This window comes from Geodermatophilus marinus, from assembly GCF_003428645.1.
Taxonomy (GTDB): Bacteria; Actinomycetota; Actinomycetes; order Mycobacteriales; family Geodermatophilaceae; genus Geodermatophilus.
In genome coordinates, this window is sequence record NZ_QVQH01000001.1 from 21,838 (window position 1) to 47,787 (window position 25,950).

The following is a 25,950-nucleotide window of genomic DNA, read 5'->3' on the forward strand; positions in this document are numbered from 1 at the left end:
ACCCTGGGGCCGTGGACGACCTGGACGACCTGGACGCCCGGCTCGAGAGCGCGATCGAGCAGCTGCTCGCCGCGCGCCGGGAGGGGGCCTCGGTCTGCCCGTCGGAGGCCGCCCGCGTCGTCGACCCCGCCGGTTGGCGGGCGGTGATGCCGGCCGCGCGGGCCGCCGCCGGCCGGCTGGCGGCGGCGGGCCGCGTGGAGGTCACCCAGGGCGGCCGCGTGGTGGACGTGGCCACCGCCCGCGGGCCGGTGCGGGTGCGCCGCGCCGTGCGGGATCCGTCCTGAGGAGGCGGCCGGCCGGGTGGCACCGGCCGGCTCGGCTCAGGCGTCGCCGGCCGGCTCCGGTCCGGCGGCGCGGTCCAGCAGCGGCGCGACCCGGTGGTCGACCAGCCGGCGCAGCGCCAGCGCGGTGTCGGTGCGCTGCACCCCCGGGATGGCCAGGACCTGCTCGGTGATCCGCCACAGGTCGTCGGCGTCGGTGGCGACCACCCGCACGAGCAGGTCGGCTACCCCCGAGAGGGCGGTCACCTCCAGCACCTCCGGGATCCCGGCCAGCGCCTCGCCGACGTCGGCCAGGCTGCGCTGCACCACCTGCACCGTCACGTAGGCGCCGAGGCGGTACCCCAGCGCCTCCGGCCGGACCCGGTGGTCGAAGGGGGCGAGCACCCCGCCGGCCTCGAGGCGTGCCAGCCGGGTCTGCACCGTGTTGCGGGCCAGCCCCAGCCGCTGGGAGAGCGCCATGACGGTGGCGCGCGGGTCCTCGGTCAGGGCCCGGATCAGCCGCGCGTCGGTGGCGTCGAGGGCCGGCACGGTGCTCAGTCTGACACGCGGCGGCACCCTCGCACCGGTCATGGTGCGCAATACGATCTCGTGACCTTGCGCAGATCTGCCGGGAGGTGTGTTCTCACCGGAGGCCGGTCCGTGCCACCATGGGTGTGAGTGGTGCCACACCCCGGTGCCGCGACACGTCCAGTACCGCCCGCCGGTGACCCCGGCCGCGGCGGCCGACGGCGAGGAGATGCCCGTGAGTGTGTCGAGCGCGACCACCGAGGTGGTCGACCCCGTCCCGGGGGCCGACGCCCCCCACCTCCCCCAGCAGCCCGACCTCGTCCAGCTCCTCACCCCCGAGGGCGAGCGGGTGGAGCACCCCGAGTACCCGCTGGAGGTCGGCGACGAGGAACTGCGCGACCTCTACCGCGACCTGGTGCTGGTCCGCCGGTGGGACGTCGAGGCCACCGCGCTGCAGCGCCAGGGCGAGCTGGGCATCTGGGCCTCGCTGCTCGGCCAGGAGGCCGCCCAGATCGGTGCCGGCCGCGCGCTGCAGCCGGACGACACGGCCTTCCCCACCTACCGCGAGCACGGCGTGGCCTGGACGCGGGGAGTGGACCCGCTCGAGGTCATCAGCCTGTTCCGCGGCGTGGACAACGGCGGCTGGGACCCGGTCGCCACCGGCTTCAACCTCTACACCGTCGTCATCGGCGCCCAGTGCCTGCACGCCACCGGGTACGCGATGGGCCTGCAGCGCGACGGCGCCGAGACCGCGGCGCTGGCGTTCCTCGGCGACGGCGCCACCAGCCAGGGCGAGGTCAACGAGGCGATGATCTGGGCGGCCAGCTTCTCGGCCCCCGTCGTCTTCTTCTGCCAGAACAACCAGTACGCGATCAGCGTGCCGCTGGAGCGGCAGACCCGGGTGCCGCTGTACCAGCGCGCCGCGGGCTTCGGCTTCCCCGGCGTGCGGGTCGACGGCAACGACGTCCTCGCCGTCCTCGCGGTGACGCGGGCGGCCCTGGCCGCCGCCCGCGACGGCCAGGGCCCCACGTTCATCGAGGCCTTCACCTACCGCATGGGCGCGCACACCACCTCCGACGACCCCACCCGCTACCGGCTGGCGAGCGAGCTGGAGGAGTGGAAGCTGCGCGACCCGATCGCCCGCCTCAAGGCGCACCTGTCCCGGTCGGGCGTCGCCGACGCCGCCTTCCTCGACTCCGTCGAGGCCGAGGCCGAGGAGCTCGCCGCCCGGATCCGGCGCGGCACCACCGAGATGCCCGACCCGCCGGGGACGGCGATGTTCGACCACGTGTACGCCGAGCAGACCCCGCACCTGGCGCAGCAGCGGGCCGACTTCGCGGCCTACCAGGCGAGCTTCGAGGAGGCCGGCCGGTGAGCACCCAGACCCTCACCATCGGCAAGGCCCTGAACCTGGGCCTGCGCAGGGCCATGGAGGACGACGCGAAGGTCGTGCTCATGGGGGAGGACATCGGCCGCCTCGGCGGGGTCTTCCGGATCACCGACGGTCTGCAGAAGGACTTCGGGGAGGACCGCGTCGTCGACACCCCGCTGGCCGAGGCCGGCATCCTCGGCACCGCGGTGGGCCTGGCCATGCGCGGCTACCGGCCGGTGTGCGAGATCCAGTTCGACGGCTTCGTCTTCCCCGCCTACAACCAGATCGTCACCCAGGTGGCCAAGATCCACGCCCGTTCCCGCGGGAAGCTGGCCTTGCCGATCGTCATCCGCATCCCCTTCGGCGGCGGCATCGGCGCGGTCGAGCACCACAGCGAGAGCCCCGAGGCGTACTTCGCCCACACCCCGGGCCTCAAGGTGGTCGCGGTCAGCAACCCGGTGGACGCCTACTTCGGCATCCAGCAGGCCATCGCCGCGCCCGACCCGGTCGTCTTCCTCGAGCCCAAGCGCCGCTACTGGGAGAAGGCCGAGGTGGACACCGACGCCACCCCGGACCCGCTGTTCGCCTCCCGCGTGGTCCGCGGCGGCGACGACCTCACCCTGCTGGCCTACGGCCCGATGGTGAAGACGGCGCTGCAGGCGGCCCAGGCGGCGGAGGAGGAGGGCCGGTCGCTGGAGGTCGTGGACCTGCGCACGCTGTCGCCGCTCGACCTCGACCCGGTGGTCGAGTCGGTGCGCCGGACCGGCCGCTGCGTCGTCGTCCACGAGGCCCCGGTGACCCTCGGGCTCGGGGCGGAGATCGCCGCGCGGGTCACCGAGACCTGCTTCCACTCGCTGGAGGCCCCGGTGCTCCGGGTGGGCGGCTACGACGTGCCCTACCCCCCGTCGAAGCTCGAGGAGGAGTACCTCCCCGACCTCGACCGGGTGCTCGACACCGTCGACCGCGCGATGGAGTTCTGACCGTGCCGGACCTCAAGCAGTTCAAGCTGCCCGACGTCGGGGAGGGCCTGACCGAGGGCGAGATCCTGCAGTGGCTGGTCGCCGTCGGCGACACGGTCACCGTCAACCAGCCGCTGTGCGAGGTGGAGACCGCCAAGGCCGCGGTCGAGCTGCCCTCGCCCTACGCCGGGACGGTCACCGCGCTGCTGCACGAGGCGGGGGAGACCGTCGACGTCGGCACGCCGATCATCACCATCGACACCGGTGGGGAGGGTGGGGGCGAACCGGGTGGGGACGCCGCCGCCCCGGCAGCCGCGGCGGCTCCGCCGGCGGAAGCTGCCGGCGGCCCCGCGGACGCCGCCGAGCCCGCCGCCGGGCTGATCGGGGGCGCGGCTCCCGGTGGGCGGACCGCGGTGCTGGTCGGTTACGGCCCGCGGACCACCGAGGCCCGCCGCCGCCCGCGCCGCGGCGGCGAGGCCGCCGCCCGGGCGAGCGCGCCGCAGGCCACCGGCACCCTCGCCGGGGCCGACTACGGGTCCGGGGGCGCCGAGCGCCCCGCCCCGGCGGCCGTCACCGGCACGCCCCTGCTGACCACCGCTCCCGACGCCCGGAGCAAGCCGGTGCGCCACGGCGGGCTGGAGGTCGGCCGGCAGGCCGAGGCGCACGCGCTGTCCGAGGCGGCCGCCCCGTCGGCCCCGGCCACCCGCGGCCGGGGCCGCCCCCGCCCGCTGGCCAAGCCCCCGGTGCGCAAGCTGGCCAAGGACCTCGGCGTGGACCTGGCCGTGCTCACCGGCAGCGGCGACGGCGGGGTCATCACCCGTGCCGACGTGCAGGCCGCGGCCGGGCAGGGCGCGCCGGGGGCGCCGGCCGCCGTCCCGGCCGCGGTGCCTGGCGGCACCGCGGGGGCGCAGCGGATCCCGGTCAAGGGGGTCCGCAAGCACACCGCGGCGGCCATGGTGGCCAGCGCCTTCACCGCCCCGCACGTCACGGAGTTCCTCGCCGTCGACGTGACCCGGACGATGAAGCTGCGCAGCCGGATCGCGGCGCGGCCCGAGTTCGCCGGGCTGAAGGTCAGCCCGCTGCTGTTCGTGGCCAAGGCACTGCTGCTGGCCGCGCGCCGGCACCCGGTGGTCAACAGCTCGTGGGACGAGGCCGCGCAGGAGATCGTCGTCCACGGGCAGGTGAACCTCGGCATCGCGGCCGCGACGCCGCGGGGCCTGGTCGTGCCGAACGTCAAGGACGCCGGGCGGCTCTCGCTGCCCGAGCTCGCCGCGGCGCTGGCCGAGCTGACCGAGACGGCCCGGGCCGGCCGTACCGCCCCGGCGGACATGTCCGGCGGCACGATCACCATCACCAACGTGGGGGTGTTCGGCGTCGACACCGGGACGCCGATCCTCAACCCCGGCGAGTCGGCGATCCTGGCCTTCGGGCAGGTCCGGGAGATGCCGTGGGTGCACAAGGGGAAGGTCGTGCCGCGGCAGGTGACCCAGCTGGCGCTGTCGTTCGACCACCGCATCGTCGACGGGGAGCTGGGCAGCCGGTTCCTGGCCGACGTGGGGGCACTCCTGCACGACCCCGGGACGGCGCTGGCGTTCTGACAGGACCCTCCTGCCCCCCACCGCTCGCAGGCTCGCGGCGGGTCCCTGCAGGGGGGCCGGGAGGTCCCGGCGCCGTGATCGCGGGAGCAGGCGCGACGATGGCGGCATGACACGGCCCGCGACCGAGCTGGACCGGCTCTTCGACCTGGCCGCGCGGGCGGCCGTGCCGGGGGGCTTCGGGTACCTCGGCACGACCGGCGCCGTCCTGCCGGACCGGCCGCTGCAGACGTGGATCACCGCACGCATGACGCACGTCCTCGGCCTGGCCGCGCTGCTCGGCCGGTCCGCGGCCGACGGACCGCTCCGTCACGGGGTCGCCGCGCTGACCGGTGGCCCGCTCCGCGACGGCCGGCACGGGGGCTGGCGGGCGGCGGAGGACGACGGCACGAAGGGCGCCTACCCGCACGCGTTCGTCGTCCTCGCCGGCGCGACCGCCACCGCCGCCGGGGTCGAGGGCGGCCGGGACCTGCTCGACGCCGCGCTCGGGGTGTGGCAGGACCGCTTCTGGGACGACGACGCCGGCCTGCCGGTCGAGGAGTGGGACGCCGCCTTCACCCGCCTGGCCGACTACCGCGGGGCCAACGCCACCATGCACGGCGTCGAGGCCACCCTCGCCGCGGCCGACGCCCTGGGCGACGACCCGCGGGCCGGGCGGCTGCGCGCCCAGGCGCTGCGCAGCACCGAGCGGGTGGTGCACGGCTTCGCCCGCGACCGGGACTGGCGGCTGCCCGAGCACTTCACCGCCGGGTGGGAGCCGCTGCCGGCGTACAACCGGGCCGAGCCGGCGCACCCGTTCCGGCCCTACGGCGTCACCGTGGGCCACCAGTTCGAGTGGGCGCGGCTGTGCCTGCACCTGCGCGCCGCCCTCGACGACGGCGCCCCCGGCTGGCTGCTCGACGACGCGGCCGCTCTGTTCGACGCCGCCGCGACCCGCGGCTGGGCGGCCGACGGGCACGAGGGGTTCCCGTACACCCTGGACTGGGACGACCGCCCGGTCGTGGGGCAGCGCATGCACTGGGTCGTGTGCGAGGCCGTCGCGGCCGCGGCGGTGCTCGCCGACGTCGCCGGCCAGGCGGGCGCGGGCGCACTCGCGGCGCGCTGGTGGGCCCACGGGGAGGCGCGCTTCGCCGACCCCTCGACCGGGTCGTGGCACCACGAGCTGACGCCGTCCGGCGAGGTGGCCACCGGCACGTGGGCGGGGCAGCCCGACGTGTACCACCTGGTGCAGGCGCTGCTGCTGCAGGAGGGCAGGCCGGTCCGCGGGAGCGTGGCGGCGGCGCTGGCAGGTGTCCCGGGCGGGGGCGTCGGGTAGGCCGACGGGGACCGTGAACCCGAGACACGAGGAGCATCCCGTGGCCACCGTGCAGGAAGCCGTCGACGTCGACGTCCCCATCCGCGTCGCCTACGACCAGTGGACGCAGTTCGAGACCTTCCCGCAGTTCATGGGCGGGGTCGAGCGGATCACCCAGCTCGACGACAGGCACACCCACTGGGTCACCAAGATCGACGGGGTCACCCGCGAGTTCGACGCCGAGATCACCGAGCAGCACCCCGAGGAGCGGGTCGCCTGGACCAGCACCGGCGGCGACGCCAAGCACGCCGGCGTGGTGACCTTCCACCGCCTGGCCGACGACAAGACCCGCGTGATGATCCAGATCGACTGGGAGCCGACCGGCGTCGTGGAGAAGGCCGGTGCCGCGCTCGGCTTCGACGACCGCCAGGTCAAGGCCGACGCGAAGCGGTTCAAGGAGTTCATCGAGGGCCGGGGCACCGAGACCGGCGCCTGGCGGGGCGACGTCTCCCGTCCCGACCAGTAGAAGGACGCCCTTGCCCCCCACCCCTCGCACGCTCGGGGCGGGACCCTGCAAGGGCGCCGTTCCAGTCCGTCACCCGCCCCCCACCGCTCGCACGCTCGGGGCGGGACCCTGCAAGGGCGCCGTTCCAGTCCGTCACCCGCCCCCCACCGCTCGCACGCTCGGGGCGGGACCCTGCGAGGGCGCCGTTCCAGTCCGTCACCCGCCCCCCACCGCTCGCACGCTCGGGGCGGGACCCTGCGAGGGCGCCGTTCCAGCACGACGGCGCCCGCCTCCTCGACCGAGGAGGCGGGCGCCGTCGCGTGTGCCGGGGGGGCTATTCGGCGTCGAGGTCCTGGGCGACCATGCCCACGATCCGGTCGAGCACCGCTGGGTCCTCGCTGCTCACCACGACCTCGGTGCCCTGCTTGGCGCCGAGCGTCATGATCATCAGGGGCGACCCGGCGTCGACCGGGTTGCCGCCCGGCGTGGCCAGGGTGACCGGGACGCCGGACTTCCCGACGGCCTCGGCGATGAGCGCGGCCGGCCGGGCGTGCAGCCCGACGCGGGAACCGACGGTGACGGTCTGACTGGGCATGGGGGTCCTCTCCTCGCTGCTGGGGGCGGTGCTGGGGGCGGTGCTGGGCACAGCCTGCCGGGTCAGGTCCGGGCCGGCTGGGTGACCGGGGCGGGCTGCCCGGCGACGTGGGCGTGGGCCAGGTCGACGGCGTCCTCGGGGACGGTGCCGGCCTTCGGGCGGCCGAAGCTCTTCGCGATGGTGACCGCCAGCGCCCCGACGACCGTGCCGATGGCGATGGCCAGGAGGAACACCAGGAAGTTGCTGATCGCGAAGAACACGAAGACGCCGCCGTGCGGGGCGCGCAGCTCGATGCCGCTCGCCGCGACGATCGCGCCGGTGGTGGCCCCGCCGAGCATCATCGACGGGATGACCCGCAGCGGGTCGGCCGCGGCGAACGGGATGGCGCCCTCGGAGATGAACGAGGCGCCGAGCAGCCAGGCCGCCTTGCCGTTGTCCCGCTCCGCCGGCGTGTAGAGGCGCGGCCGGATGGCCGTGGAGAGCGCCATCGCCAGCGGCGGGACCATGCCGGCCGCCATGACGGTCGCCATGATCACCAGCGAGCCGCTGGTCTGCGAGGCCAGGCCGGCGGTGGCGAACAGGTAGGCCGCCTTGTTCACCGGGCCGCCGAGGTCGAAGCACATCATCAGACCGAGGATGATCCCCAGCAGGACGGCGGAGGTCCCGCTCAGGCCGTTGAGCCAGTTGCCCAGGCCCTCCAGAGCGGCGGCCAGCGGGCGGCCGAGCACCGCGACCATGAGCCCGCTCGAGATCAGGGTGGCCAGCAGCGGGATGATCACCACCGGCTGCAGCCCGCGGACACCGGCGGGCAGCTTCCACCTGCTGATCCACAGCGCCACCAGGCCGGCGAGGATGCCGCCGACCAGGCCGCCGATGAACCCGGCGCCGACGGTGACGGACACCGCGCCGATGACGAAGCCGGGGGCGATGCCCGGGCGGTCCGCGATCGCGTAGGCGATGTAGCCGGCCAGGGCCGGCACCAGGAAGGCGAAGGCGGCCTGGCCGAGCACGGTGAAGATCGCGCCCAGGTAGCCGAGCAGGCCGAAGCGCAGCTCCTCGGTGCTGTTCCCGGTGGGCAGGTCGAGGAAGCTGTTGTTGAGCGCCCAGTTCAGGGCGTAGCTCTGCCCGGCGGCCGAGTCCGGGTCGGTGAGGACGATCTGGTAGCCGCCGAACAGGAACCCCAGCGCGATGAGCAGGCCCCCGGCGGCCACGAACGGGATCATGTAGCTGACGCCGGTGAGCAGCCAGCGGCGGATCTCCGACGCCGTGCTCGGGCGGCCGGCGGCCGCGGCGGCCGGGGCCTCGCCGGCGGCGCCGGCGCCCGGGACGCGGCGGGCCTGCGGGTCGTCGGCGGCGGCCAGCGCCTCCCGGATCATCGCGTCCGGCTCGTTGATGGCCCGCTTCGTACCGGACTGGACGACGGGCTTGCCGGCGAACCGCTCCCGGTCCTTGACGCCCACGTCCACGGCGAAGATCACCGCGTCGGCGGACCGGATGACCGCCGGGTCCACCGGCGTGGAGCCCGACGAGCCCTGCGTCTCCACGTGCAGGTCGACGCCGGCCTGGTCGGCCGCGGCCCGCAGCTTGTCGGCGGCCATGTAGGTGTGCGCGATGCCGGTCGGGCAGGCGCTGACGGCCACGATGCTCCGCCGGGCGGTGGAGGTGGCGGCGCCCCCCGCGCCCCCCGCGGCAGCCGGCGCGGCCGCGCCCGCGGTGGCCGCGCCGTCGGTGGCCGCGCCGTCGGTGGCCGTGGCGGCCCCCGAGGCCGTGGTGCTCGTGGCGCCCGTCGTGGCGCCGGCCGCGGGCGCCGGCTCGGGGGAGACGACGTCCTGCACCAGGCGGACGACCTCCTCGGCCGAACCGGCCGCGCGCAGCGACTCCACGAACTCCGGCCGCACCAGCGCCCGGGCCAGGGCGGTGAGCAGGGTGAGGTGGTCGGCGTCGCCGTGCGCCGGGGCGGCGATGAGGAAGGCCAGGTCGGCCGGCCCGTCGGGTGCGCCGAAATCCACCTTCGGCGACAGCCGGGCGAAGGCCAGCGAGGCCTCGGTCACCGCGGCCGAACGGCAGTGCGGGATGGCGATCCCGCCGGGCAGGCCGGTCGCGGCCTGCGCCTCGCGGGCGAGGGCGTCCTCGGCGAGCGCGTCGGCGGTGGTGGCCCGGCCGGCGCCGGCGACCAGCGCGGCGAGCGAGCGGACCACCTGCGTCTTGTCGGCGCCGAGATCGGCGTCGAGCGCGACCAGGTCCGGGGTGATCAACGGGGGCATGGGAGCGTCCTGTCCGGGTGGGTCAGACGTCCCGGCCGGCGGCCGGGACCGGGGCGGGGTGCGGGACCGGGTCGGCGGTGACCCGGACGGCGGCGACGTCCACCTGCGACGGCGCCGGGACGGCGGAACCAGGGAGGGAGGCGCTGGCGGCGCCGTAGGCCACCGCGGTGGCCAGCCGGTGGGCGGGCGGGGCGTCGGCCAGGTCGGCGAGCACGAAGCCGGCCAGGCTGCAGTCGCCGGCGCCGACGGTGCTGCGGACGGTGACCGGCGGCGGGGTGGCGGTCCAGACCCCACCCGCGGCCCGGGACAGCAGCGCGCCGTCGGCGCCGAGCGTCAGCAGCACCTCGCCGACCCCGCGCGCGTGCAGCGTGGCGACGGCGGCGAGCGCGGCCGACCGGTCGGCGAGCAGGTCCTCCTCCGGGACGCCGGCCAGCTGGGCCAGCTCCTCGGAGTTGGGCTTGAGCAGATCGGGGGCGCTCGCGGGGCCGGCGGCCAGCAGCGCCAGCAGCGGGGCCTCGGAGGTGTCCACCGCGACCCGGGCACCGGTGTCGCGCAGCGAGCGGACCAGCTCGGCGTACCAGCCGGTCGGGGTGCCCGGCGGGAGGGAACCGGACAGGACCACCCAGGAGGCGCCGGCCGCGTGCCGGTGCAGGACGTCGGCGAGCAGCAACCGGGTCGCGTCGTCGAGCGGGGCGCCGGGCTCGTTGAGCTTCGTCGTGGTGCCGTCGGGCTCGGCGAGGGTGTAGTTGGTGCGGACCGGCGTGGGCACCGGCACGGTGGCCAGCGGGAGGCCGAGCCGGTGCAGGGCGGCGACGATCGGGTCGTCGTCCGGCGCGGGCAGCACGGTCAGCACGTCCCCGCCCGCGGCGGCCACGGCACGGGCGACGTTGACGCCCTTCCCGCCCGGCTCGGTGGAGCTCGGCGCCAGCCGGGCGACGCTGCCGCGCTCCAGCGGGCCGGGCAGCGCGAGCGTGCGGTCCAGGCTCGGGTTGGCCGTCAGGGTGACGACGCGCGGACCGGGCGGCCGCGTGGGGTGGGTGCTCACGCGACGACCACCTCGACACCGGCCTCCTCCAGGGCGGCGACCGCCCCGGGGTCGGCGCCGTCGTCGGTGACCAGGACGTCGACGTCCTCGACGTCGGCGAAGCGCACCAGGTGCTCCCGGCCGAGCTTGCTGCTGTCGGCGAGCACGACCACCCGGGCGCCGGCCCGCACCATGGCCCGCTTGGTGGCGGCCTCGGCCTCGTCCGGGGTGGAGAAGCCGTGCGCGGCGGTGATCCCGTTGGTGCCGAGGAAGGAGACGTCCACGCGGAGGGTGGACAGCGCGCTGTTGGTGGCCTCCCCGACGGAGGTCTGGGTGATGCCGCGGACCCGGCCGCCCAGCACGTGCAGGGTGACACCCGGGGCGCCGGCGAGCCGGGCGGAGATCGGCACCGAGTTGGTGACGACGTACAGCCGCCGGTCGGTGGGGAGGACGTCGGCCAGCGCCGCGGTGCTGCTGCCCCCGTCCAGGACGAGGCTGCCGTCGGTGCCGGGCAGCAGGTCGAGCGCAGCCGCGGCGATCTTCGCCTTCTGCTCCGTCCGGGTGCCGCGCCGCTCCCCGTACCCGGTCTCCACCAGGGAGAGGGCGCCGACGGGCACCGCCCCGCCGTGCACGCGGCGCAGCATCCCCGCGCGCTCCAGCACGGCCAGGTCCCGCCGCACCGTCTCGGTGGTGACCCCGAACTGGTCGGCCAGGACCGTGACGGCGACCCGTCCGCGGTCGGTCACCAGCCCGGCGATCGCCTGCTGACGTTCCTCGGCGTACACCGCCCGCCCCCTCTCCATGCCCGATCATGTTGGAATCGGGTTGTGATGGTGTTGTTCTACGTCCGAAACGTTGACAAGTCAACACCCAGGCGTGAGGCTGGTCACGAGCATCCTCGGTCGCGTCCCTCGCGACCAGCGCCCCGTCCCGACGGCACCCCAGGCGAGGTACCCATGTCCACCACCGCTCCTGCCACCGGCCCCGCGCCCACCCCGGCGGGCCCCGTCGTGCTCCCCGGCACCCCCGTCGTCCCCGGCGTCGTCCTGGGGCCGGTGGTCCGCCCCTCCGGCACCGTGGTCCTCCCGGCCGACGAGGGGGCGACCGTCCCCGAGGACGGCCGGGGCGCGGAGAAGGAGCGCTTCTCCGCCGCGGCCTCGGCCGTGGCCGACCGGCTCTCCGAGCGCGCCGCGGGTGCGACGGGGGTGAGCGCGGAGGTGCTGGCGGCGACGGCGGGGCTGGCCCGCGACCGCGGCCTGCTCTCGGCCGTCGAGCAGCGGATCGACGCCGGCGCCCCGGCCGCCGTGGCCACGGTCGGGGCCGCCCAGCAGTTCGTCGACCTCTTCACCTCCCTCGGGGGCGTCATGGCCGAGCGGGTCACCGACGTCCGGGACGTCCGGGACCGGATCGTCGCGCAGCTGACCGGGCAGGGCGAGCCGGGCGTCCCGCGGCCGCAGACCCCGTCGGTGCTCCTGGCCGACGACCTGGCGCCGGCCGACACCGCCGGGCTCGACCCCGAGCGCGTCGTCGGCCTGGCGACCCGGCTCGGCGGCACCACCAGCCACACCGCGATCATCGCCCGCCAGCTCGGGCTGCCCTGCGTGGTGGCCGTCGGCGGGCTCGACGACGTGCCCGAGGGTGCGACCGTCCTGCTCGACGGGGAGCGGGGCACGGTGACCGTGGACCCCGAGCCGGGCGAGGCGCAGGCCCGGGTCGAGGCCGCCCGCGCCGCCGCAGCCGCGCTGGCGTCCTACCGCGGCCCCGGCCGGACCGGGGACGGGCTCGAGGTCAAGGTGCTGGCCAACGTGCAGGACGGCGCCGGAGCGCGGGCCGCTGCGGCCAAGCACGCGGAGGGTGTCGGGCTGCTGCGCACCGAGCTGGCGTTCCTCAGCCGCGCCGAGGAGCCCACCGTCGAGGAGCAGGCCGCGGGCTACGCGGAGGTGTTCGAGGCGTTCCCCGGGCAGCGCGTCGTCGTCCGGACCCTCGACGCCGGCTCGGACAAGCCGCTGGCCTTCGCGACGATGCCGGACGAGGAGAACCCGGCCCTCGGCGTGCGCGGCCTGCGGGTCGCCCGCCGGGACCCCGGGCTGCTGGAGCGGCAGCTGGACGCGATCGCCGAGGGTGCCCGGCGGGCGGGTGCGCAGCCGTGGGTGATGGCACCGATGGTCGCCACCGTCGCCGAGGCCCGGGACTTCGCCGACCGGGTGCGCGACCGCGGGATGGTCCCCGGCGTCATGGTCGAGGTGCCCTCGGCGGCGCTGCAGGCCGAGCGGCTGCTGCGGCACGTCGACTTCCTGTCGATCGGCACCAACGACCTCTCGCAGTACACCCTGGCCGCCGACCGGCTCTCCGCCGACCTCGCCGACCTCACCGACCCCTGGCAGCCGGCCCTGCTGGCCCTGGTCCAGGTCACCGCGGAGGCAGGTCGGGGGGCCGGCAAGTCCGTCGGGGTGTGCGGGGAGGCCGCCGCGGACCCGCTGCTGGCCTGCGTGCTGGTCGGCCTCGGCGTCACCTCGCTGTCCTGCGCGGCCTCGTCCGTGGCCGGTGTGGGCGCCCGGCTGGCCACCGTGACCTCGGACGACTGCCGACGGGCGGCCGACGCGGCGCTGGCCGCCGACGACCCGGCCGGGGCGCGGGCGGCGGTCCGGCGGAGCCTGGCGATCGACTGAACCCCACCCCGCCGGGTGAACATCCGTCGACGTGTAGCGCACCTCACCTGCGTTCCTTCGGAATATCCCGCCGTCTCCCTGGTTTATTCAGGGTGTCAGTCCCCCGACGGCACGAGAGAAGGACCCGAGATGAGCAGCGTCACCACCCGCTGGCGGCAGCGTCGGCAGGCGGCGCGCACGCGCCGGGCGCTGGACCGCGCCCTGGCGCGCACCAGCAGCCCCGCCATGCGCGACGAGCTGTTGACGATGGCCAACCGCGGCGGCTTCGACCTCCGCTGAGCGCGGACCCCGCCCGGCGCGACCCCGGTCTCCCGCCCCGGAGACCGGGGTCGCGCGCCGTCCGGGGCGGGACCGCTCTCGGTGGTGCTCCCCCCTTGGGGGTGCTCCGCTCAACCCCCCGGACCCCGCTGCCGAACCACCGGGCGTGAAGACATCGGACCGGGTCGTCCCGCTCGTCGGCGGTGCACGGTGAGCGACCCGCGGCCGGCCGAGCCGCGCGAGACCTCGGGCGCGACCACCGGTCTGCTGCTCGGGTACGTCCGCCAGCACGGTGGCGACGCCGCCGTCGCGGAGGTGCTCCGGCGGGCGGGGAGCACGCACACGGCCGAGGAGCTGTCGCACCCGTCGTCCTGGACGAGCTACGACACCCGCATCCGGCTGTTCGCCGCCGCCACGGAGGTGCTCGGCGACCCGGACACGATGTTCCGGGTCGGCCGCGAGGCGCTGAGCTCCGGGATGAACCCCGCGCTCGTCCTGGTGGTGCGGGCGATGGGGTCGCCCCGGCAGGTCTTCCGCAGGCTGCCGCCGGCGGTGGCCAAGTTCTCGACGACGTCCACCATGGAGATCCTGGACGCCGGTGCCGCATCGGCGACCATCCGGTTCACCCTGCACCCGGGCTACGTCCACTCGCGGCTGGACTGCCTCTACGTGCAGGGGCTCGTCGGGATGGTGCCGACCATCTTCGGGCTGCCCCCCGCCGAGGTGGTGCACGAGGAGTGCCAGTCCGACGGGCACCCGGCCTGCCTCTACCACCTGACGTGGGCGCGCCGTCTCCGCCTGGGCACGCGCCGCCGCGACCGGCGTGCCGCCGATCCCGAGCTGCAGGCGCTCCGGGAGCAGCTGCGCACCCTGCAGACGGCGGCCACCGAGCTCGTCGCCAGCGACGACCTGGGCACCGTGCTGCAGCGGATCGTGGTCCGCGCGGCCGAGGCGGTGCTCGCCCCGGCCCACCTGCTCGCGGTGGCCGACCCCGCGGGCGGCCGCCCCCTCGTGCACAGCGCCGGGCTGCCGGAGGACGCGGTTCCCGGCCTGGCGGCGCGGCTGCTGGCCGGTGAGGACCTCGGGCCGGACGTCGTGGCGGTCGACGTGGCCTCGGCCCGACGTCGGCACGGCCGGCTGGCCGCCCTCTACGCCCCCGGTGTCGGTCTCCTCGGGGACGAGGCGGCGATGCTGGCGGCGTACGCCGGCCACGCCGCCGCGGCGCTGGACCTGCTGATGGTGCGGGACTCCGCCCGCCTCGAGGCCGACCGGGCGGGCCGGCTGCTGGCGCTGGCCCACGAGCTGGCCGGGGCCACCGACGCCGCGGCCGTGTGCCGGGTGGTGGCCGACGCGCTGCCCCGGGTCGTCGGGTGCGACAGCGCCTCGATGCTGCTGTGGGACCCGGCCGGCGCGGCGCTGCACACGGCCGCGACCGTCGGGCTGTCCCCTCGGGCGCGCGAGCACCTGCTGGCCACCTCGCTGCGCGCCGAGGACGTCCCGGAGCTGGTCGGCATGATCACCGACCGCGAGCCCCGGTTCCTCGGCACCACCTCGAGCCCCGTGGTGCGCGACCTCCTCGACGTCCTGGGCGTGAGCGAGGGGGTCGCCGTCCCGATCTCCGCCGGGCGCACCTTCCTCGGGGTGGCCACGGCCTCCTGGCCCGCCGGCCGGGCCCCGGCGTCCCTGGCCGGGGACATCCTCGCCCGGCTGCGCGGCGTCGGTGACCAGGCGGCCACCGCCCTGCAGCGGGCCCGGCTGCTCGAGACGGTCCGCCACCAGGCCACCCACGACGTCCTCACCGGGCTGCCGAACCGCGGGCTGTTCCTCGACCTGCTCGGCGGCGCGCTGGCCGCGACCGGCCCGGACGGGCACGTCGGCGTCCTGTTCTGCGACCTCGACCGGTTCAAGGCGGTCAACGACACCCACGGGCACGCCGCCGGCGACGAGCTGCTCCGGCAGGTCGCGGCGCGGCTGCGCGCGGCGGTCCGGCCGGGCGACAGCGTCGGGCGGCTCAGCGGCGACGAGTTCGCCGTCCTGCTGCCCGAGCTCTCCCGCCCGGAGGACGCCGACCGGGTGGTGGCCCGGGTGCTCGGGTGCTTCGAGGACACCTTCCGGCTCGACGGGGTCGAGGTGGCGGTCGGCACCAGCGTCGGCGTGGCCGTGCACAGCGGCGAGTGGGGCAGCGGCGAGGCGCTGCTGCGCCGGGCCGACGAGGCGATGTACCGGCACAAGCACGTCGGCCGGCAGGGCCCGGAGGCGTTCGACGGCTGACGCGTCCGCCGAGATCCGCGAGCGGCCCCGGCGGGGTCTGCCCTCAGTCGCGCAGGCGGGCCCGGAGCGCGGCCTGCTCGTCCGGCCCGAAGCCGTGCCGGGACAGCCAGCCCAGCGGTCCGCCGTGCCGCTCGTCCAGCAGCGTGAGCAGCCGGTCCATCGTCTCCGCGCGCGGCGTGTGCACCGAGACGTCCCGGCGCTCCATGTCCTCGGCGTAGGTCGGGGAGGCGGCCAGCTTGGCCACGAGGTCGTGGATCACCTCGGCCGTCAGCGCGTAGTCGGCGACGATCTCCTCGTGCGGGACCCCCGCGCAGGCCAGCGTGAACATGGCGACCACGCCGGTGCGGTCCTTCCCCGCCGCGCAGTGCACCACGGCCGCGCCCCGGGTCTGGGCGGCGATGACCCGCAGGGCGCCGAGCACGTTCTCCGGCCGGTGGGACAGGTAGCCGAGGTAGGAGCGCACCGCGGGGGGCTCGCCCTGGTCGTCCTCGGCGACCTGGCGGGGCAGCACCGACTCCGCCCAGTCCGCGGGCAGCTCCGGCAGCTCGGCCTCCTCGACGGCGAAGACGTCGGTGTGGTGCCCGCGCTCGGGCAGCAGGCTGAAGTGCCGGTGGGTGACGGCGGGGTGGGCGCGCAGCGGGCCGCGCCCCTCGAGCAGCACCTCCGCCGTGGTGCGCAGGTCGACGACCTCCCGCAGGCCGATCTCGTCGACGAGGCGCCGGACGTCGGTGTCGCTGAGCGTCTGCAGGTTGTCGCTGCGCAGCACCCTGCCGGGGAGGGTCCTCCCGCCGTCGGTGGTGGGCAGGCCGCCGAGGTCGCGGGTGTTGGTGGTCCCGTCGAGGAGCAGCCAGCGGGCGGTGTGCACGTCGTCGAGAGGGCGGGAGGTCACCCTCCGACGGTACGACCTGGCGGTGGCGTGGGCGTGTCGCCCCGGTGGCCATCGCAACTGCGGGCGACCCGGCAGCTGGGCACGCCGGGTGCCCGGCGCACGGGTGGGTGCGCCGGGTTGGCGGTGCTGCGGGTCTGGGTCCGGCCCCTCGGTTGTGGTCAGGCGGCGGCCAGGGGTTGGGGGATGCGGATCTCGGTGCCGTCGGGGCGCCAGGTGCGCCAGGCGCCGTCGGGTCGGCGTTCGACCCGGAAGCCGTGGTGGACCTTGGTGTGGTGCCGCTCGCACAGCAACGCCGAGTTGGCGAGGCTGGTCTCGCCGCCGAGGGCCCACTCGAGTAGGTGGTGCACGTCGCACCAGTGGGTCGGGGCACCGCAGCCGGTGAACACGCAGCCCCGGTCGCGGCGCTCCACCGCCCGGCGCAGGTGCGGGGGCACCACCCGGTGGGTGCGCCCGACGTCCAGCGGTGCCCCGTCGGGGCCCATCACGATGCGGGTGACCGCCCCGTCGCAGGCCAGCCAGCGGGCCCGGGCGGCGGAGACGGTGGCGCCGAACCCCAGCTCCGCGGCGCCGGGGCCGACCGCGGGGTCGACCAGGTCGGCGGCGCCGAGGACCACGGCCACGTGCGGCTTGACCGTGCGCAGCACCGGCAGGGTGCCGGCGGCGAGCTGGAGATCGCAGAGCTGGACGAGGGCGTCGGCCTGCGCCTGGGGGCGGGTGCGCTCGTCGCCGGCGCACCGCCCGGCCTGCAGGAGGCTCTCCAGGGCGGCCTGCAGCTTCTCCCCGCCGGCGGCATCGAGGTCGAACCGGCCCGAGATCGACCCGTCGGCGTGCTTGGCGATGCTCAGCCGGCGGCCCTCGGTGGGGTCGGGTTCGGGGCCGTCGGGGTCCAGGCCGGTGAGGTAGTGCCGCACCGCCTGCACGAGGTCGGCGTGCGGGCGGGCGGCGGCGACGCCGGTGAGCAGCCGGTCGATCTCCCCGAGGTCCACGCCGGCGGCCTGTGCGTCGGCGAGGTTCTTCTCGGCGGCCACCGGCGCGATGGTCGCCACCGCCTCGGCGGACACCGCGCCGGCGGCGTGCGCCTCCGCCAGGGCGGGCAGGGCCTCCAGCGCGCGCCCGGCGCGGACCAGCCCCGCCGCGGCGGAGTGGCTCATCCGCCCGTGCCCGCGCAGCCACGCCTGCATGGTCCTCAGCCCGTCGACCTCCGCCGCGCCGGCCAGCTCGCAGGCGCGCACGGTGCGGGCGACCTCGGCGGCGATCCGGTGCTGGGCGACCAGCAGCGCACCGAGCCGGTCGAGCAGTTCCGGGCCGAACGCCGAGGCCAGCCCGGCCCCGGCCAGCTCGTCCAGCGCCACCGACAGCGGTTCCACCGGCCGCTCACCTCCTGACCTTCGCTTCGAACGTGTGTACGAATACTACCGCCCGCCAACGGTCGCCGCTGCACGAATCCCGAGCTCAGCACGCAGTCCACAGATCGCGGGCGTGGCTTGACGGGGCGGTGCCGGTGCAGGCGGTCCAGGGGGAGGCGCGGAACCGCCGACTTCCCCGTGCTCCGGCGCCTCACGACCCCCGATCGGGTGAGATGTGGCGCGCGCCCCCACCCCTCGAGGTGTCGATGTGTGATCACCCGCCATGTGCGGAACGAGATCGGCTCCCTACCGTGTGGTCCAGCCCACGTCCCGGGCCTGCCGGGACGCCCAGCCGGCCCGCACCCCGAGGAGCACGTGATGACGCGACGCCGTCCCCGGTCCCGCACCACCGCCGTCTGCCTGGGGGTGACCGGTGTCCTGGCGATGGCCACCGCCTGCGGCAGCCCGACGGCGGGGAGCGCCGGTGGCGGTGGCGGCGGTGGGGGCGGGGACGAGGGCTCGCCGGTCCAGGTCGGGCTGGTGACCTCCACCTCCGGTCCGCTGGCCGCCTACGGCGCCCAGTACCTGCAGGGGTTCGAGGCCTGCCTGGACATGGTCACCGACGGCACCGGCGAGGTCGGCGGCCGGCCGATCGAGGTCATCCAGCGGGACGACGCCGGTGACCCCGCCAAGGCCGTCGCCGAGGCCACCGACCTGATCGGCCAGGGCGTGCAGATCCTGGCCGGCTCGGCCTCCTCCGGGGTGGCCACGCAGGTGGCCCCGCTCGCGGAGCAGAACGACGTGCTGTTCATCTCCGGTCCGGCCGCCACGGACGCCCTCACCGGCGTCAACGACAACACCTTCCGCTCCGGCCGGCAGACCTACCAGGACGTGCGCACAGCCGAGTCCTTCATCGGGGACGCCGCCGGCAAGAGCGTGCTGGTCTTCGCCCAGGACAGCGCCTTCGGCCAGGCCAACGTCGCCGCGGTCACCGCCGTCCTCGGCGACCAGGGCGGGGCGACCGTCACGCCCCTGCTCGTCCCGGCCAGCGCCACCGACCTCACGCCGTTCGCCGCGCAGGCCCGCGACGCCGGCGCGGACCTGACCTTCGTCGCCTGGGCCGGGGAGACCGCGCCCGCCATGTGGCAGGCCATGGGCCAGCAGGGGGTCTTCGACTCCACCAACGTCGTCACCGGCCTGGACCTGCGGGCGTCCTACCCGACCTACGGCGACGAGGTCGCCGGCCAGCTGAACTTCCTCTCCCACTTCTTCGCCGAGGCCGTGGACAACGAGGTGGCCCAGGGCATGGCCGAGCGGGTCGAGGCCGCCGGCGGCGAGGTCGACCTCTTCACGCCCGACGGGTGCACGGCCGCCCAGATGATCGCGCGCGCCGTCGAGGAGGGCGGTGGGGACGACGTCACGGCCATGATCGACGCCCTCGAGGGCTGGACGTTCGACGGCGTCAAGGGCGAGCTGACCATCCGCGAGGAGGACCACGCCCTGCTGCAGCCGATGTTCCAGGCGCGCCTCGAGCAGCAGGGCGGCGAGCTCGTCCCCGTCCTCGTCGACACGCTGGACCCGGAGGCGACCGCCCCGCCGGTCGCCTCCTCCTGACCGGGGCCGGGGGGCAGGACGTGTCCGGACCGGTGGGGAGCCGGGCGGCGGCCCCGACCGCGCCGCCGCCCGGGGCGCCGGTGCTGCAGGTGGCGGGCCTGACCTGCGCCATCGGCGGGGCGGTGATCGTCTCCGACGTCGGCTTCGACGTGGCGCCGGGCGAGTTCGTGGCCGTCATCGGCCCCAACGGGGCGGGCAAGACGTCGCTGTTCAACCTGCTCTCCGGGCTGCTCCCGGTCACCTCGGGCAGCGTGACGCTGGACGGCGCCGACATCACGTCGGCGAGCCCGGCGGCACGGGCCCGGCGCGGCCTGGGCCGCACCTTCCAGGCCTCGTCGGTCTTCGCGGGGCTGACCGTGGAGGAGAACGTCCGGCTGGCCGCGCAGGCCCGGCTGGGCGGGAGTTTGCGGCCCTGGCAGCTGGTGCGGCGCACCGACCGCGCGTACGAGGTGGCCGGCCGGGCCCTGGAGCGGGTCCGGCTCGGGCACCGCGCCACCGCCCTGGCCGGCTCCCTCTCCCACGGGGACAAGCGCAAGCTGGAGCTGGCCATCCTGCTGGCCACCGACCCGGCCGTCGTGCTGCTCGACGAGCCGATGGCCGGGGTGAGCATCGAGGACGTCGGCGGACTCACCGAGGTCATTGCGGGCGTGCACCGCGAGGAGGGCCGGACCGTGCTCATGGTCGAGCACCACATGGACGTGCTGCTGGGCCTGGCCGACCGGGTGGCGGTCATGCACCACGGCTCGCTGCTGGCCCTGGACACCCCCGGGCGGGTCACCGCCGACCCCGCCGTCCAGGAGGCCTACCTGGGGGACGCGCTGTGAGCGGCGCGACGGCGGCCGGCCGCGGCGACGTCCTGCTCCGCATGTCCGACGTGCACGTCCGGCTCTCGGGCAGCCACATCCTGCAGGGGGTCGACCTGGCCGTGCGCCAGGGCGGGGTGACCGCCCTGCTGGGTCGCAACGGCGCCGGCAAGACGACCACCGTCAAGGCCGCGCTCGGGCTGGTCCCCTCGACCGGGCTGGTCGAGCTCACCGGCGCCGACGGGCGGGTGCACCGGCTGTCGGGGCGGCGCACGCACGAGGTGGTGCGGCTCGGCGTCGGCTACGCCCCGGAGGACCGCGAGGTCTTCGGCGGGCTGACCGTGGCGGAGAACCTGGCGCTCGCCGAGCGGCGCGGCAGCGCCCACCACCACGACCGGGTGTTCGAGCTGTTCCCGGAGCTGCGCACCCGCGGCCGGCAGCTGGCCGGCACCCTCTCCGGCGGCCAGCAGCAGATGGTGGCGATCGCCCGGCTGCTGCTCAACGACAACCGGCTGCTGCTCGTCGACGAGCCGACCAAGGGGCTGGCGCCGCTGCTGGTCGCCGAGGTCGCCGAGGTGCTGGCCCGCGCGGCCGAGGAGGTGACGATCCTGCTCGTCGAGCAGAACCTGACGGTGGTGCGCCGGCTGGCCACCGACGCCGTCGTCGTCGACCAGGGCCGGGTGGCCTGGAGCGGGTCGGCGCCCGACCTGCTGGCCGACGCCGACCGCACCCGCGAGCTGCTGGGCGTGGCACCGAGCGGGGGGCACGCCGCATGAGCACCTTCGTCCTGCTCGCCGTGACCGGCCTGGGGCTGGCCGCCCTCTACTTCCTCGTCGCCTCCGGGCTGTCGCTGATCTTCGGGCTGATGGGCGTGCTGAACTTCGCCCACGGCGCGTTCCTCACCATCGGCGCCTACGGCACCTGGTGGGCCGCGGAGAACCTGCCCGGGGCGGGGGACGGCGGCTGGTCGTTCGTCTACGCGGTGGTCTTCGGGGTCGCCGTCGGGACGCTCGTGGCCGCCCTCGTCGAGCTGCTGCTCATCCGGCCGCTGTACGAGCGGCACATCGAGCAGGTCCTGGTGACCGTCGGGCTGAGCCTGGCCCTCGTGGCGCTGGTGCGGGCCATCTGGGGCTCGGACCCCCGCCCGTTCCCGCGGCCGGCGTGGACCCAGCGGACGACGTCCCTGCTCGGCGCCCAGGTGCCCAACGACCGGTTCCTGCTCGTCGCGACCGCGGTGCTCGTGCTGGTCGCCGTCCTGGTGTTCCTCCGGACCACCCGGGTCGGCCTGGTGATCCGCGCGGGCGTGGAGAACCGCTCGATGGTCACCGCCCTGGGCATCGACGTCCGCAAGGCCTTCACCCTCGTCTTCGCCGTCGGCGGTGCCTTCGCCGCGCTGGCCGGGGCGCTCGGCGGGGTGTACCTGGGCTCCATCTCGCCCGGCCAGGGCACCTCCCTGCTGATCTTCGCCTTCATCGTCGTCGTCATCGGCGGGATGAGCTCGATCACCGGGACGGCGGCCGCGGCGGTGCTGGTGGGCCTGGTGCAGCAGTTCGCGAACTACTACGCGGCCAGCGGGGTCGGCGACCTGTCGGTCGTCCTGCTGCTGGCCGTGGTCCTGCTGGCGCGCCCGGGCGGGCTGACGGCGAGGGTGGCATGAGAGGGGACGGCGGGGTGCGCGGTCTGCGTCCGGGGAGGTTCGCCCCGCTGGTCGTCCTGGTGGTGCTGGCGCTGCTGCCGTACTCCACGCTGCAGGTGCCGGGCCTGTTCGACGGCGTGCTGAACAGCCCGGGCACGCTCCAGCTGCTGGCGCTGTGCCTCGTCTTCGGCGGGGTCGCGCTCTCCTACGACCTGCTCTTCGGCTTCACCGGGCTGCTGTCCTTCGGCCACGCGCTGTACTTCGCCGCGGGGACGTACGTGGCCAACCTGGCGCTCACCGAGCTCGGCTGGGGGCTGGGGCCGGCGCTGCTGCTCACCAGCGCGGTGGGCATCGCCCTCCCGCTGCTGGTCGGCGGCGTCGCCCTGCGGGTCTCCGGCATCGCCTTCTCGATGGTCACCCTGGCCACCGCGCAGGTCGGCTCCATCCTCGTGCTGCAGGACCCGGGCGGGCTCACCGGCGGCGAGGAGGGGCTGGCCGTGGCCCGCGACCCGATCCCGGACGCGCTCGTCGGGGTCTTCAACACGGTGAACAAGTACTGGCTGGCCCTGGCCTACCTGGCGCTGGTGTACCTCGTGGTGACCTGGGTGACCAACTCCCGCGCCGGCCACGTGTGGCAGGCGATCCGGGAGAACGAGCGGCGGGTCGAGGTGCTCGGCCTGCGCCCCTACGGCTTCAAGCTGCTGGTCTTCGTGCTCGCCGGCCTGCTCGCCGCCTTCGGCGGGGTGGTGCACCTGCTGCTGCTGGGCGGGTCCACGCCGCGGGTGACGACCGCCGACTTCACCCTCGGGCTCCTGGTCATGGTGGTGCTCGGCGGTGCGGGCAGCCGGTGGGGGGCGGTGCTCGGCGGCGTCCTCTACACCTACCTGGACAGCCGGCTGACCGACCTGGCCGCCTCCCCCGCGGTGCAGGACCTCCCGGCCTGGCTCCGGGTGCCGCTGTCGGAGCCGCTGTTCCTGCTCGGCACGCTGTTCGTCCTGGTGGTGTTCTTCGTGCCGGGGGGCATCGCCGGTCTGGTGTCCCGGTTGCGCGAGCGCCGCGGCGGCCGCGCGCGGCCGGCGGGCGACGGGACGCCGCCGCCCGGGCGGGTGGTCGAGCAGCTGCGCGACGCCGCCGGCCGCGGGGCCGGTGTGGGCGCCGGTGCCGGCCGGCCGCACGACGGGACCTGACGCCCGGGGTCAGGCCCCGTCGAGGACCTCGCAGACCTCGAGGAGCCGCGCGCGCAGCGCCGCGCCGCGGGCGGTGAACCCGCGCTGCGCCGCCGCGTACTCCGCCCGGCCCTCCGCGGTCTCGATCCGCACCGGCGCTCGGCCGTGCGCCCGCAGGTCGTAGGGGGAGGCGCGCATGTCCAGCTCCCGCACGGCGCGGGCCAGTGCGAAGCAGTCGAGCAGCAGCTCACCGGGGACGGCGGGCCCCAGCTTGGTGGCCCACTTGTAGAGGTCCATGGTCGCGTGCAGGCAGCCGGGCTGCTCGAGGTCCACCTGGGTGGCGCGGGTCGGCTGCAGCCGGTTGAGCCCGACGGCCTCCGGGGTGAAGAAGCGGAAGGCGTCGACGTGCGAGCAGCGCACCGTGGCGCCCTCCACCACCGCGTCCGTGCCGGCCTGGCCGAGCCGCAGCGGCAGGGGGTGCCGGTGCGCGGCGGCGCGGTAGACCATCGCCCACTCGTGCAGCCCGAAGCAGCCGAAGGTGGGCGGGCGGCCGGCGGTGGCGGCCAGCAGCCGGGCGACGAAGGCGACGGCGTCCCCGCGGGCCTCCCGGAAGGCCGCCGCGTCCAGAGTCACCGCGCCGTCGGCGCCGGTGGAGTAGTGCCGCCACCCGGCGTGCGGGGCCGGGCCCTCGAGCGCCGTCCCCACCCCCGGGTGCCAGCGGCGCAGCACCGACGGGCGGGTCGGGTAGTACTCGTAGAGGAAGTCCTCGACGGGGTGCCGCTCCCCGGTGGCCCGCCGCGCCCGGTGCCCGGCGGTCAGGGCGTCGGCCCGCTCCGCGTGCGCCTGCGCCCGGGCGGTCCAGACGGCGGCGGTCAGCGAGGTCGCAGCGGCGGGCACCGGGCCAGGGTAGGCGGCGCCCGCCCGGACCCGCCCGGACCCGAGGTGTCAGTCCAGCGCCGCGGAGCCGGTGAGCCGGTGCAGGCGCAGCGCGAGCTGCACCTCCAGCGCGGTGTCCGGTGCCGACCACTCGCGGCCGAGCAGCCGGCCGACCCGCTCCAGGCGCTGGGTGACCGTGTTGACGTGCACCGAGAGCCGCTCGGCGGCCCGGGCGGGGGAGGCGCCGGCGTCGAAGTAGGCCCGCAGCGTGCCGACCAGGTCGGTGCCCCGCCGGGCGTCGTAGTCCAGCACCGGACCGAGCGTGCCCCGGACGAACCCGCCGACCTCGCGGCCCTCCCCGAGCAGCAGGCCCACGAACCCCAGCTCGGCGGCCCCGGCCGACTCCCCGGCCCGGCCCAGCGCCTCCAGCGTGGCCGCACACCGCCGCGCCTCGGCGTGCGCGGGCGCCACCCCACCCGGGCCGCGGGCCGGCCCGGCGCCGCCGGCGGTCACCGGGCGGCCGGCGGCGGCGGCGACCTCGCGGCGGGCGGTGGCCGCGGCGGTCGCGGCGTCCACGTCGGGCAGGCAGAGGACCACCGCGCCGTCGTGCGCCCCGGCGAGCCCGCCGCGGAGGGCGGCCAGGTGCCCGGCCGCCGCCAGCGCCCGGCCACGGCACGCCTCCTCGACCCGCAGGACGACGACCGCGTACGGCCGGTCGAGGTCGGCCCCCAGCCGCCGCGCCCGCTCGCGCAGCCCGTCGGGGTCGCGCAGCGCGCTGCCGAGCAGCTCCTCCAGCAGCTCACCGCGCACCCGGCCCTCCGCCTCGCCGGCGGTCCGCCGGATGAGCAGGAGCAGCGCGGTGACCAGGGCGGCGCGCTCGAGGATGCGCTGGTCGGAGTCCGACAGGCCGTCGTCCCGGTGCAGCACCAGCCCGCCGAGGAGCTCGCTGCCGACGGTCACCGCGGCGGTCCACCAGCTGCCGTCGCGGACCGTGCGGCCGGTGCTGCGGGCCAGGGTCAGCGCGGCCGCCGGGTCGGCGGGCAGCTCGCCGCCGCCGGGGGACGACGACACGGCCCGGCCCTCCTCGTCCAGCACGGTGATGCGGCCGCCGAGCGCCTCGGTGACCGCGGCCGCGACGTCCTCCACCCCGCCGCCGTGCAGCACCACGTCGATGAAGCGGTCGTGGGCGCCGGCGGCCCGCTCGACCGAGGCGGTGTGCTCGCGCAGCTCCCGGCCGGCCGCCGACAGCTCGTGCAGGGCGGCGCGGGTCTCCTCGAGCAGGCGGGCGTTGTCCAGGGCGATCGCGGCGTGCGCGGCCAGCGAGCCCAGCAGCGCGACCTCGGAGCGCTCGAAGGACCGCTGCGACCGGTCGGCCGCGTACAGCACCCCGATGACCCGGGGGCCCCGGATGAGCGGCACGCCGAGGATGGCGACCAGCCCCTCCTCGCGGACCCCGGAGTTGATGACGTCGGTGTGGTGGAACCGGGCGTCGGCGAAGTAGTCGGCGGTCGCGTAGGGGGCGGCCGACTGGGCGACCAGCCCGCCGAGACCCTCGCCCATCGGCAGCCGCAGGGCCTGGAAGCGGGCCGAGACGGAGCCGTCCGTCACCCGCATGTAGGTGTCGCCGCGGGCGTCGTCGTTGAGGGTCAGGTACGAGACGTCGGTGCCCAGCAGCTGGCGGGCCCGGCGGACGATCGCGGTGAGCACCTCGTCGACGCTGCGCAGGGTGGCCAGGTCGCTGGCGGTGTCGAACAGCGCCGAGAGCTCCGACTCGCGGCGGCGGCGGGCCTCGAAGGCGTCGCGGACCTGCAGGGCCAGCAGGCGGGCCCGCTCGAGCCCGGCCAGCACCGCGGGCGGCGCGCCCGCCGCCCGCGCCCGCACCAGCGGGCCCTCGTAGGCGATCGGCGCGGCGTCCTCGAGCAGCAGCCCGAGGTACTCGGCGGCCCAGGTGGTGGCGTCGTCGGCGGCCGGGCCGGCCCCGGCGGTGGTCGGTGCGGCATCCCGTGGCACGACCGGCATCCTCGCC

The 25,950-nt window shown here is 76.4% G+C and carries 23 protein-coding genes; 14 read left to right on the plus strand and 9 right to left on the minus strand.

Features of this window, described 5'->3' with window-relative positions:
* The first annotated feature begins 11 nt into the window (after positions 1-11).
* A complete protein-coding gene (locus D0Z06_RS00125) occupies positions 12-284 on the plus strand; it encodes a DUF3253 domain-containing protein (protein ID WP_233517356.1) in 273 nt (90 codons plus the stop codon).
* Between the two features lie 36 nt (positions 285-320).
* Here the strand turns inward: D0Z06_RS00125 and D0Z06_RS00130 are convergent, their stop codons facing one another.
* On the minus strand, positions 321-809 hold the full coding sequence (locus D0Z06_RS00130) for an Lrp/AsnC family transcriptional regulator (protein WP_117375373.1): 489 nt from the start codon (positions 807-809) through the stop codon (positions 321-323).
* A gap of 208 nt (positions 810-1,017) precedes the next feature.
* On the opposite strand from D0Z06_RS00130, the gene pdhA reads away from it, so the two are divergent.
* From pdhA to D0Z06_RS00155, 5 genes are all read left to right on the plus strand, one after another.
* Positions 1,018-2,163 carry a pyruvate dehydrogenase (acetyl-transferring) E1 component subunit alpha gene (pdhA, locus tag D0Z06_RS00135; protein ID WP_117375738.1) on the plus strand — a complete coding sequence of 382 codons (1,146 nt, stop codon included), beginning with the start codon at positions 1,018-1,020 and terminating at the stop codon, positions 2,161-2,163.
* Entirely contained in the window at positions 2,160-3,140 is a 981-nt protein-coding gene (locus tag D0Z06_RS00140; RefSeq protein WP_117375374.1) for an alpha-ketoacid dehydrogenase subunit beta, read from the plus strand. Before pdhA ends, D0Z06_RS00140 begins: the two co-directional genes overlap by 4 nt.
* Positions 3,141-3,142: 2 nt before the next feature.
* Positions 3,143-4,717, plus strand: coding sequence for a dihydrolipoamide acetyltransferase family protein (locus tag D0Z06_RS00145; protein ID WP_117375375.1), 1,575 nt, complete (start codon positions 3,143-3,145; stop codon positions 4,715-4,717).
* Positions 4,718-4,823: 106 nt separating this feature from the next.
* Positions 4,824-6,029, plus strand: a complete 1,206-nt coding sequence (locus tag D0Z06_RS00150) for an AGE family epimerase/isomerase (protein ID WP_117375376.1) — start codon at positions 4,824-4,826, stop codon at positions 6,027-6,029.
* Between the two features lie 40 nt (positions 6,030-6,069).
* Complete coding sequence (locus D0Z06_RS00155) at positions 6,070-6,534, plus strand: SRPBCC family protein (protein ID WP_117375377.1); 465 nt, start codon at positions 6,070-6,072, stop codon at positions 6,532-6,534.
* A gap of 313 nt (positions 6,535-6,847) precedes the next feature.
* Here D0Z06_RS00155 and D0Z06_RS00160 read toward each other — a convergent pair whose 3' ends face one another.
* The 4 genes from D0Z06_RS00160 to D0Z06_RS00175 all read right to left on the minus strand — a co-directional run bounded on the left by D0Z06_RS00160 (position 6,848) and on the right by D0Z06_RS00175 (position 11,199).
* On the minus strand, positions 6,848-7,108 hold the full coding sequence (locus D0Z06_RS00160; RefSeq protein ID WP_117375378.1) for an HPr family phosphocarrier protein: 261 nt from the start codon (positions 7,106-7,108) through the stop codon (positions 6,848-6,850).
* Positions 7,109-7,170: 62 nt separating this feature from the next.
* Positions 7,171-9,372 (minus strand): PTS fructose transporter subunit IIABC, encoded by a 2,202-nt coding sequence (locus D0Z06_RS00165; protein ID WP_117375379.1) that lies wholly within the window; start codon positions 9,370-9,372, stop codon positions 7,171-7,173.
* Positions 9,373-9,394: 22 nt separating this feature from the next.
* Positions 9,395-10,417, minus strand: a complete 1,023-nt coding sequence (locus D0Z06_RS00170) for a 1-phosphofructokinase family hexose kinase (RefSeq protein WP_117375380.1) — start codon at positions 10,415-10,417, stop codon at positions 9,395-9,397.
* Positions 10,414-11,199: a DeoR/GlpR family DNA-binding transcription regulator gene (locus D0Z06_RS00175; RefSeq protein WP_233517357.1), complete on the minus strand. Its 786-nt coding sequence runs from the start codon at positions 11,197-11,199 to the stop codon at positions 10,414-10,416. Before D0Z06_RS00175 ends, D0Z06_RS00170 begins: the two co-directional genes overlap by 4 nt.
* A gap of 153 nt (positions 11,200-11,352) precedes the next feature.
* Here D0Z06_RS00175 and D0Z06_RS00180 point away from each other — a divergent pair, with 153 nt between their 5' ends.
* From D0Z06_RS00180 to D0Z06_RS00185, 3 genes are all read left to right on the plus strand, one after another.
* Positions 11,353-13,065 (plus strand): phosphoenolpyruvate--protein phosphotransferase, encoded by a 1,713-nt coding sequence (locus D0Z06_RS00180; protein ID WP_117375382.1) that lies wholly within the window; start codon positions 11,353-11,355, stop codon positions 13,063-13,065.
* A gap of 129 nt (positions 13,066-13,194) precedes the next feature.
* Entirely contained in the window at positions 13,195-13,344 is a 150-nt protein-coding gene (locus D0Z06_RS25595; protein ID WP_199522037.1) for a hypothetical protein, read from the plus strand.
* A 189-nt stretch (positions 13,345-13,533) separates the two neighbouring features.
* Positions 13,534-15,594 (plus strand): sensor domain-containing diguanylate cyclase, encoded by a 2,061-nt coding sequence (locus tag D0Z06_RS00185; RefSeq protein ID WP_117375383.1) that lies wholly within the window; start codon positions 13,534-13,536, stop codon positions 15,592-15,594.
* A 43-nt stretch (positions 15,595-15,637) separates the two neighbouring features.
* On the opposite strand, the gene D0Z06_RS00190 is transcribed toward D0Z06_RS00185, so the two are convergent.
* Both D0Z06_RS00190 and D0Z06_RS00195 read right to left on the minus strand, forming a co-directional pair.
* Complete coding sequence (locus D0Z06_RS00190; protein ID WP_117375384.1) at positions 15,638-16,483, minus strand: tyrosine-protein phosphatase; 846 nt, start codon at positions 16,481-16,483, stop codon at positions 15,638-15,640.
* A 158-nt stretch (positions 16,484-16,641) separates the two neighbouring features.
* Positions 16,642-17,850, minus strand: coding sequence for an HNH endonuclease (locus D0Z06_RS00195; RefSeq protein ID WP_117375385.1), 1,209 nt, complete (start codon positions 17,848-17,850; stop codon positions 16,642-16,644).
* A gap of 357 nt (positions 17,851-18,207) precedes the next feature.
* Here D0Z06_RS00195 and D0Z06_RS00200 point away from each other — a divergent pair, with 357 nt between their 5' ends.
* From D0Z06_RS00200 to D0Z06_RS00220, 5 genes are read left to right on the plus strand one after another with little or no spacing between them, the layout of a single operon-like run.
* Positions 18,208-19,443, plus strand: a complete 1,236-nt coding sequence (locus tag D0Z06_RS00200; protein ID WP_117375386.1) for a substrate-binding domain-containing protein — start codon at positions 18,208-18,210, stop codon at positions 19,441-19,443.
* Positions 19,444-19,463: 20 nt separating this feature from the next.
* Positions 19,464-20,267, plus strand: a complete 804-nt coding sequence (locus tag D0Z06_RS00205; RefSeq protein ID WP_199522038.1) for an ABC transporter ATP-binding protein — start codon at positions 19,464-19,466, stop codon at positions 20,265-20,267.
* A complete protein-coding gene (locus tag D0Z06_RS00210; protein WP_199522039.1) occupies positions 20,264-21,022 on the plus strand; it encodes an ABC transporter ATP-binding protein in 759 nt (252 codons plus the stop codon). Before D0Z06_RS00205 ends, D0Z06_RS00210 begins: the two co-directional genes overlap by 4 nt.
* The gene (locus D0Z06_RS00215; protein WP_117375387.1) at positions 21,019-21,903 is read left to right on the plus strand and encodes a branched-chain amino acid ABC transporter permease; all 885 of its coding nucleotides are present in this window, start codon (positions 21,019-21,021) and stop codon (positions 21,901-21,903) included. The genes D0Z06_RS00210 and D0Z06_RS00215 overlap by 4 nt, the downstream gene beginning before the upstream one ends.
* 14 nt (positions 21,904-21,917) lie before the next feature.
* Positions 21,918-23,069, plus strand: coding sequence for a branched-chain amino acid ABC transporter permease (locus D0Z06_RS00220; protein ID WP_199522040.1), 1,152 nt, complete (start codon positions 21,918-21,920; stop codon positions 23,067-23,069).
* 9 nt (positions 23,070-23,078) lie between these two features.
* On the opposite strand, the gene D0Z06_RS00225 is transcribed toward D0Z06_RS00220, so the two are convergent.
* Both D0Z06_RS00225 and D0Z06_RS00230 read right to left on the minus strand, forming a co-directional pair.
* Positions 23,079-23,945 (minus strand): 3-methyladenine DNA glycosylase, encoded by an 867-nt coding sequence (locus D0Z06_RS00225; protein WP_117375389.1) that lies wholly within the window; start codon positions 23,943-23,945, stop codon positions 23,079-23,081.
* Positions 23,946-23,993: 48 nt separating this feature from the next.
* On the minus strand, positions 23,994-25,943 hold the full coding sequence (locus D0Z06_RS00230) for a helix-turn-helix domain-containing protein (RefSeq protein WP_117375390.1): 1,950 nt from the start codon (positions 25,941-25,943) through the stop codon (positions 23,994-23,996).
* Positions 25,944-25,950 lie beyond the last annotated feature (7 nt).

Bases quoted from the DNA above. Each gene is read 5' to 3' on its own strand.
- D0Z06_RS00200 (WP_117375386.1), top strand. From the start codon at position 18,208: ATGACGCGACGCCGTCCCCGGTCCCGCACCACCGCCGTCTGCCTGGGG.
- D0Z06_RS00165 (WP_117375379.1), bottom strand. From the start codon at position 9,372: ATGCCCCCGTTGATCACCCCGGACCTGGTCGCGCTCGACGCCGATCTC.
- D0Z06_RS00180 (WP_117375382.1), top strand. From the start codon at position 11,353: ATGTCCACCACCGCTCCTGCCACCGGCCCCGCGCCCACCCCGGCGGGC.
- D0Z06_RS00150 (WP_117375376.1), top strand. From the start codon at position 4,824: ATGACACGGCCCGCGACCGAGCTGGACCGGCTCTTCGACCTGGCCGCG.
- pdhA (WP_117375738.1), top strand. From the start codon at position 1,018: ATGCCCGTGAGTGTGTCGAGCGCGACCACCGAGGTGGTCGACCCCGTC.
- D0Z06_RS00230 (WP_117375390.1), bottom strand. From the start codon at position 25,943: ATGCCGGTCGTGCCACGGGATGCCGCACCGACCACCGCCGGGGCCGGC.
- D0Z06_RS00160 (WP_117375378.1), bottom strand. From the start codon at position 7,108: ATGCCCAGTCAGACCGTCACCGTCGGTTCCCGCGTCGGGCTGCACGCC.
- D0Z06_RS00175 (WP_233517357.1), bottom strand. From the start codon at position 11,199: ATGGAGAGGGGGCGGGCGGTGTACGCCGAGGAACGTCAGCAGGCGATC.
- D0Z06_RS25595 (WP_199522037.1), top strand. From the start codon at position 13,195: ATGAGCAGCGTCACCACCCGCTGGCGGCAGCGTCGGCAGGCGGCGCGC.
- D0Z06_RS00215 (WP_117375387.1), top strand. From the start codon at position 21,019: ATGAGCACCTTCGTCCTGCTCGCCGTGACCGGCCTGGGGCTGGCCGCC.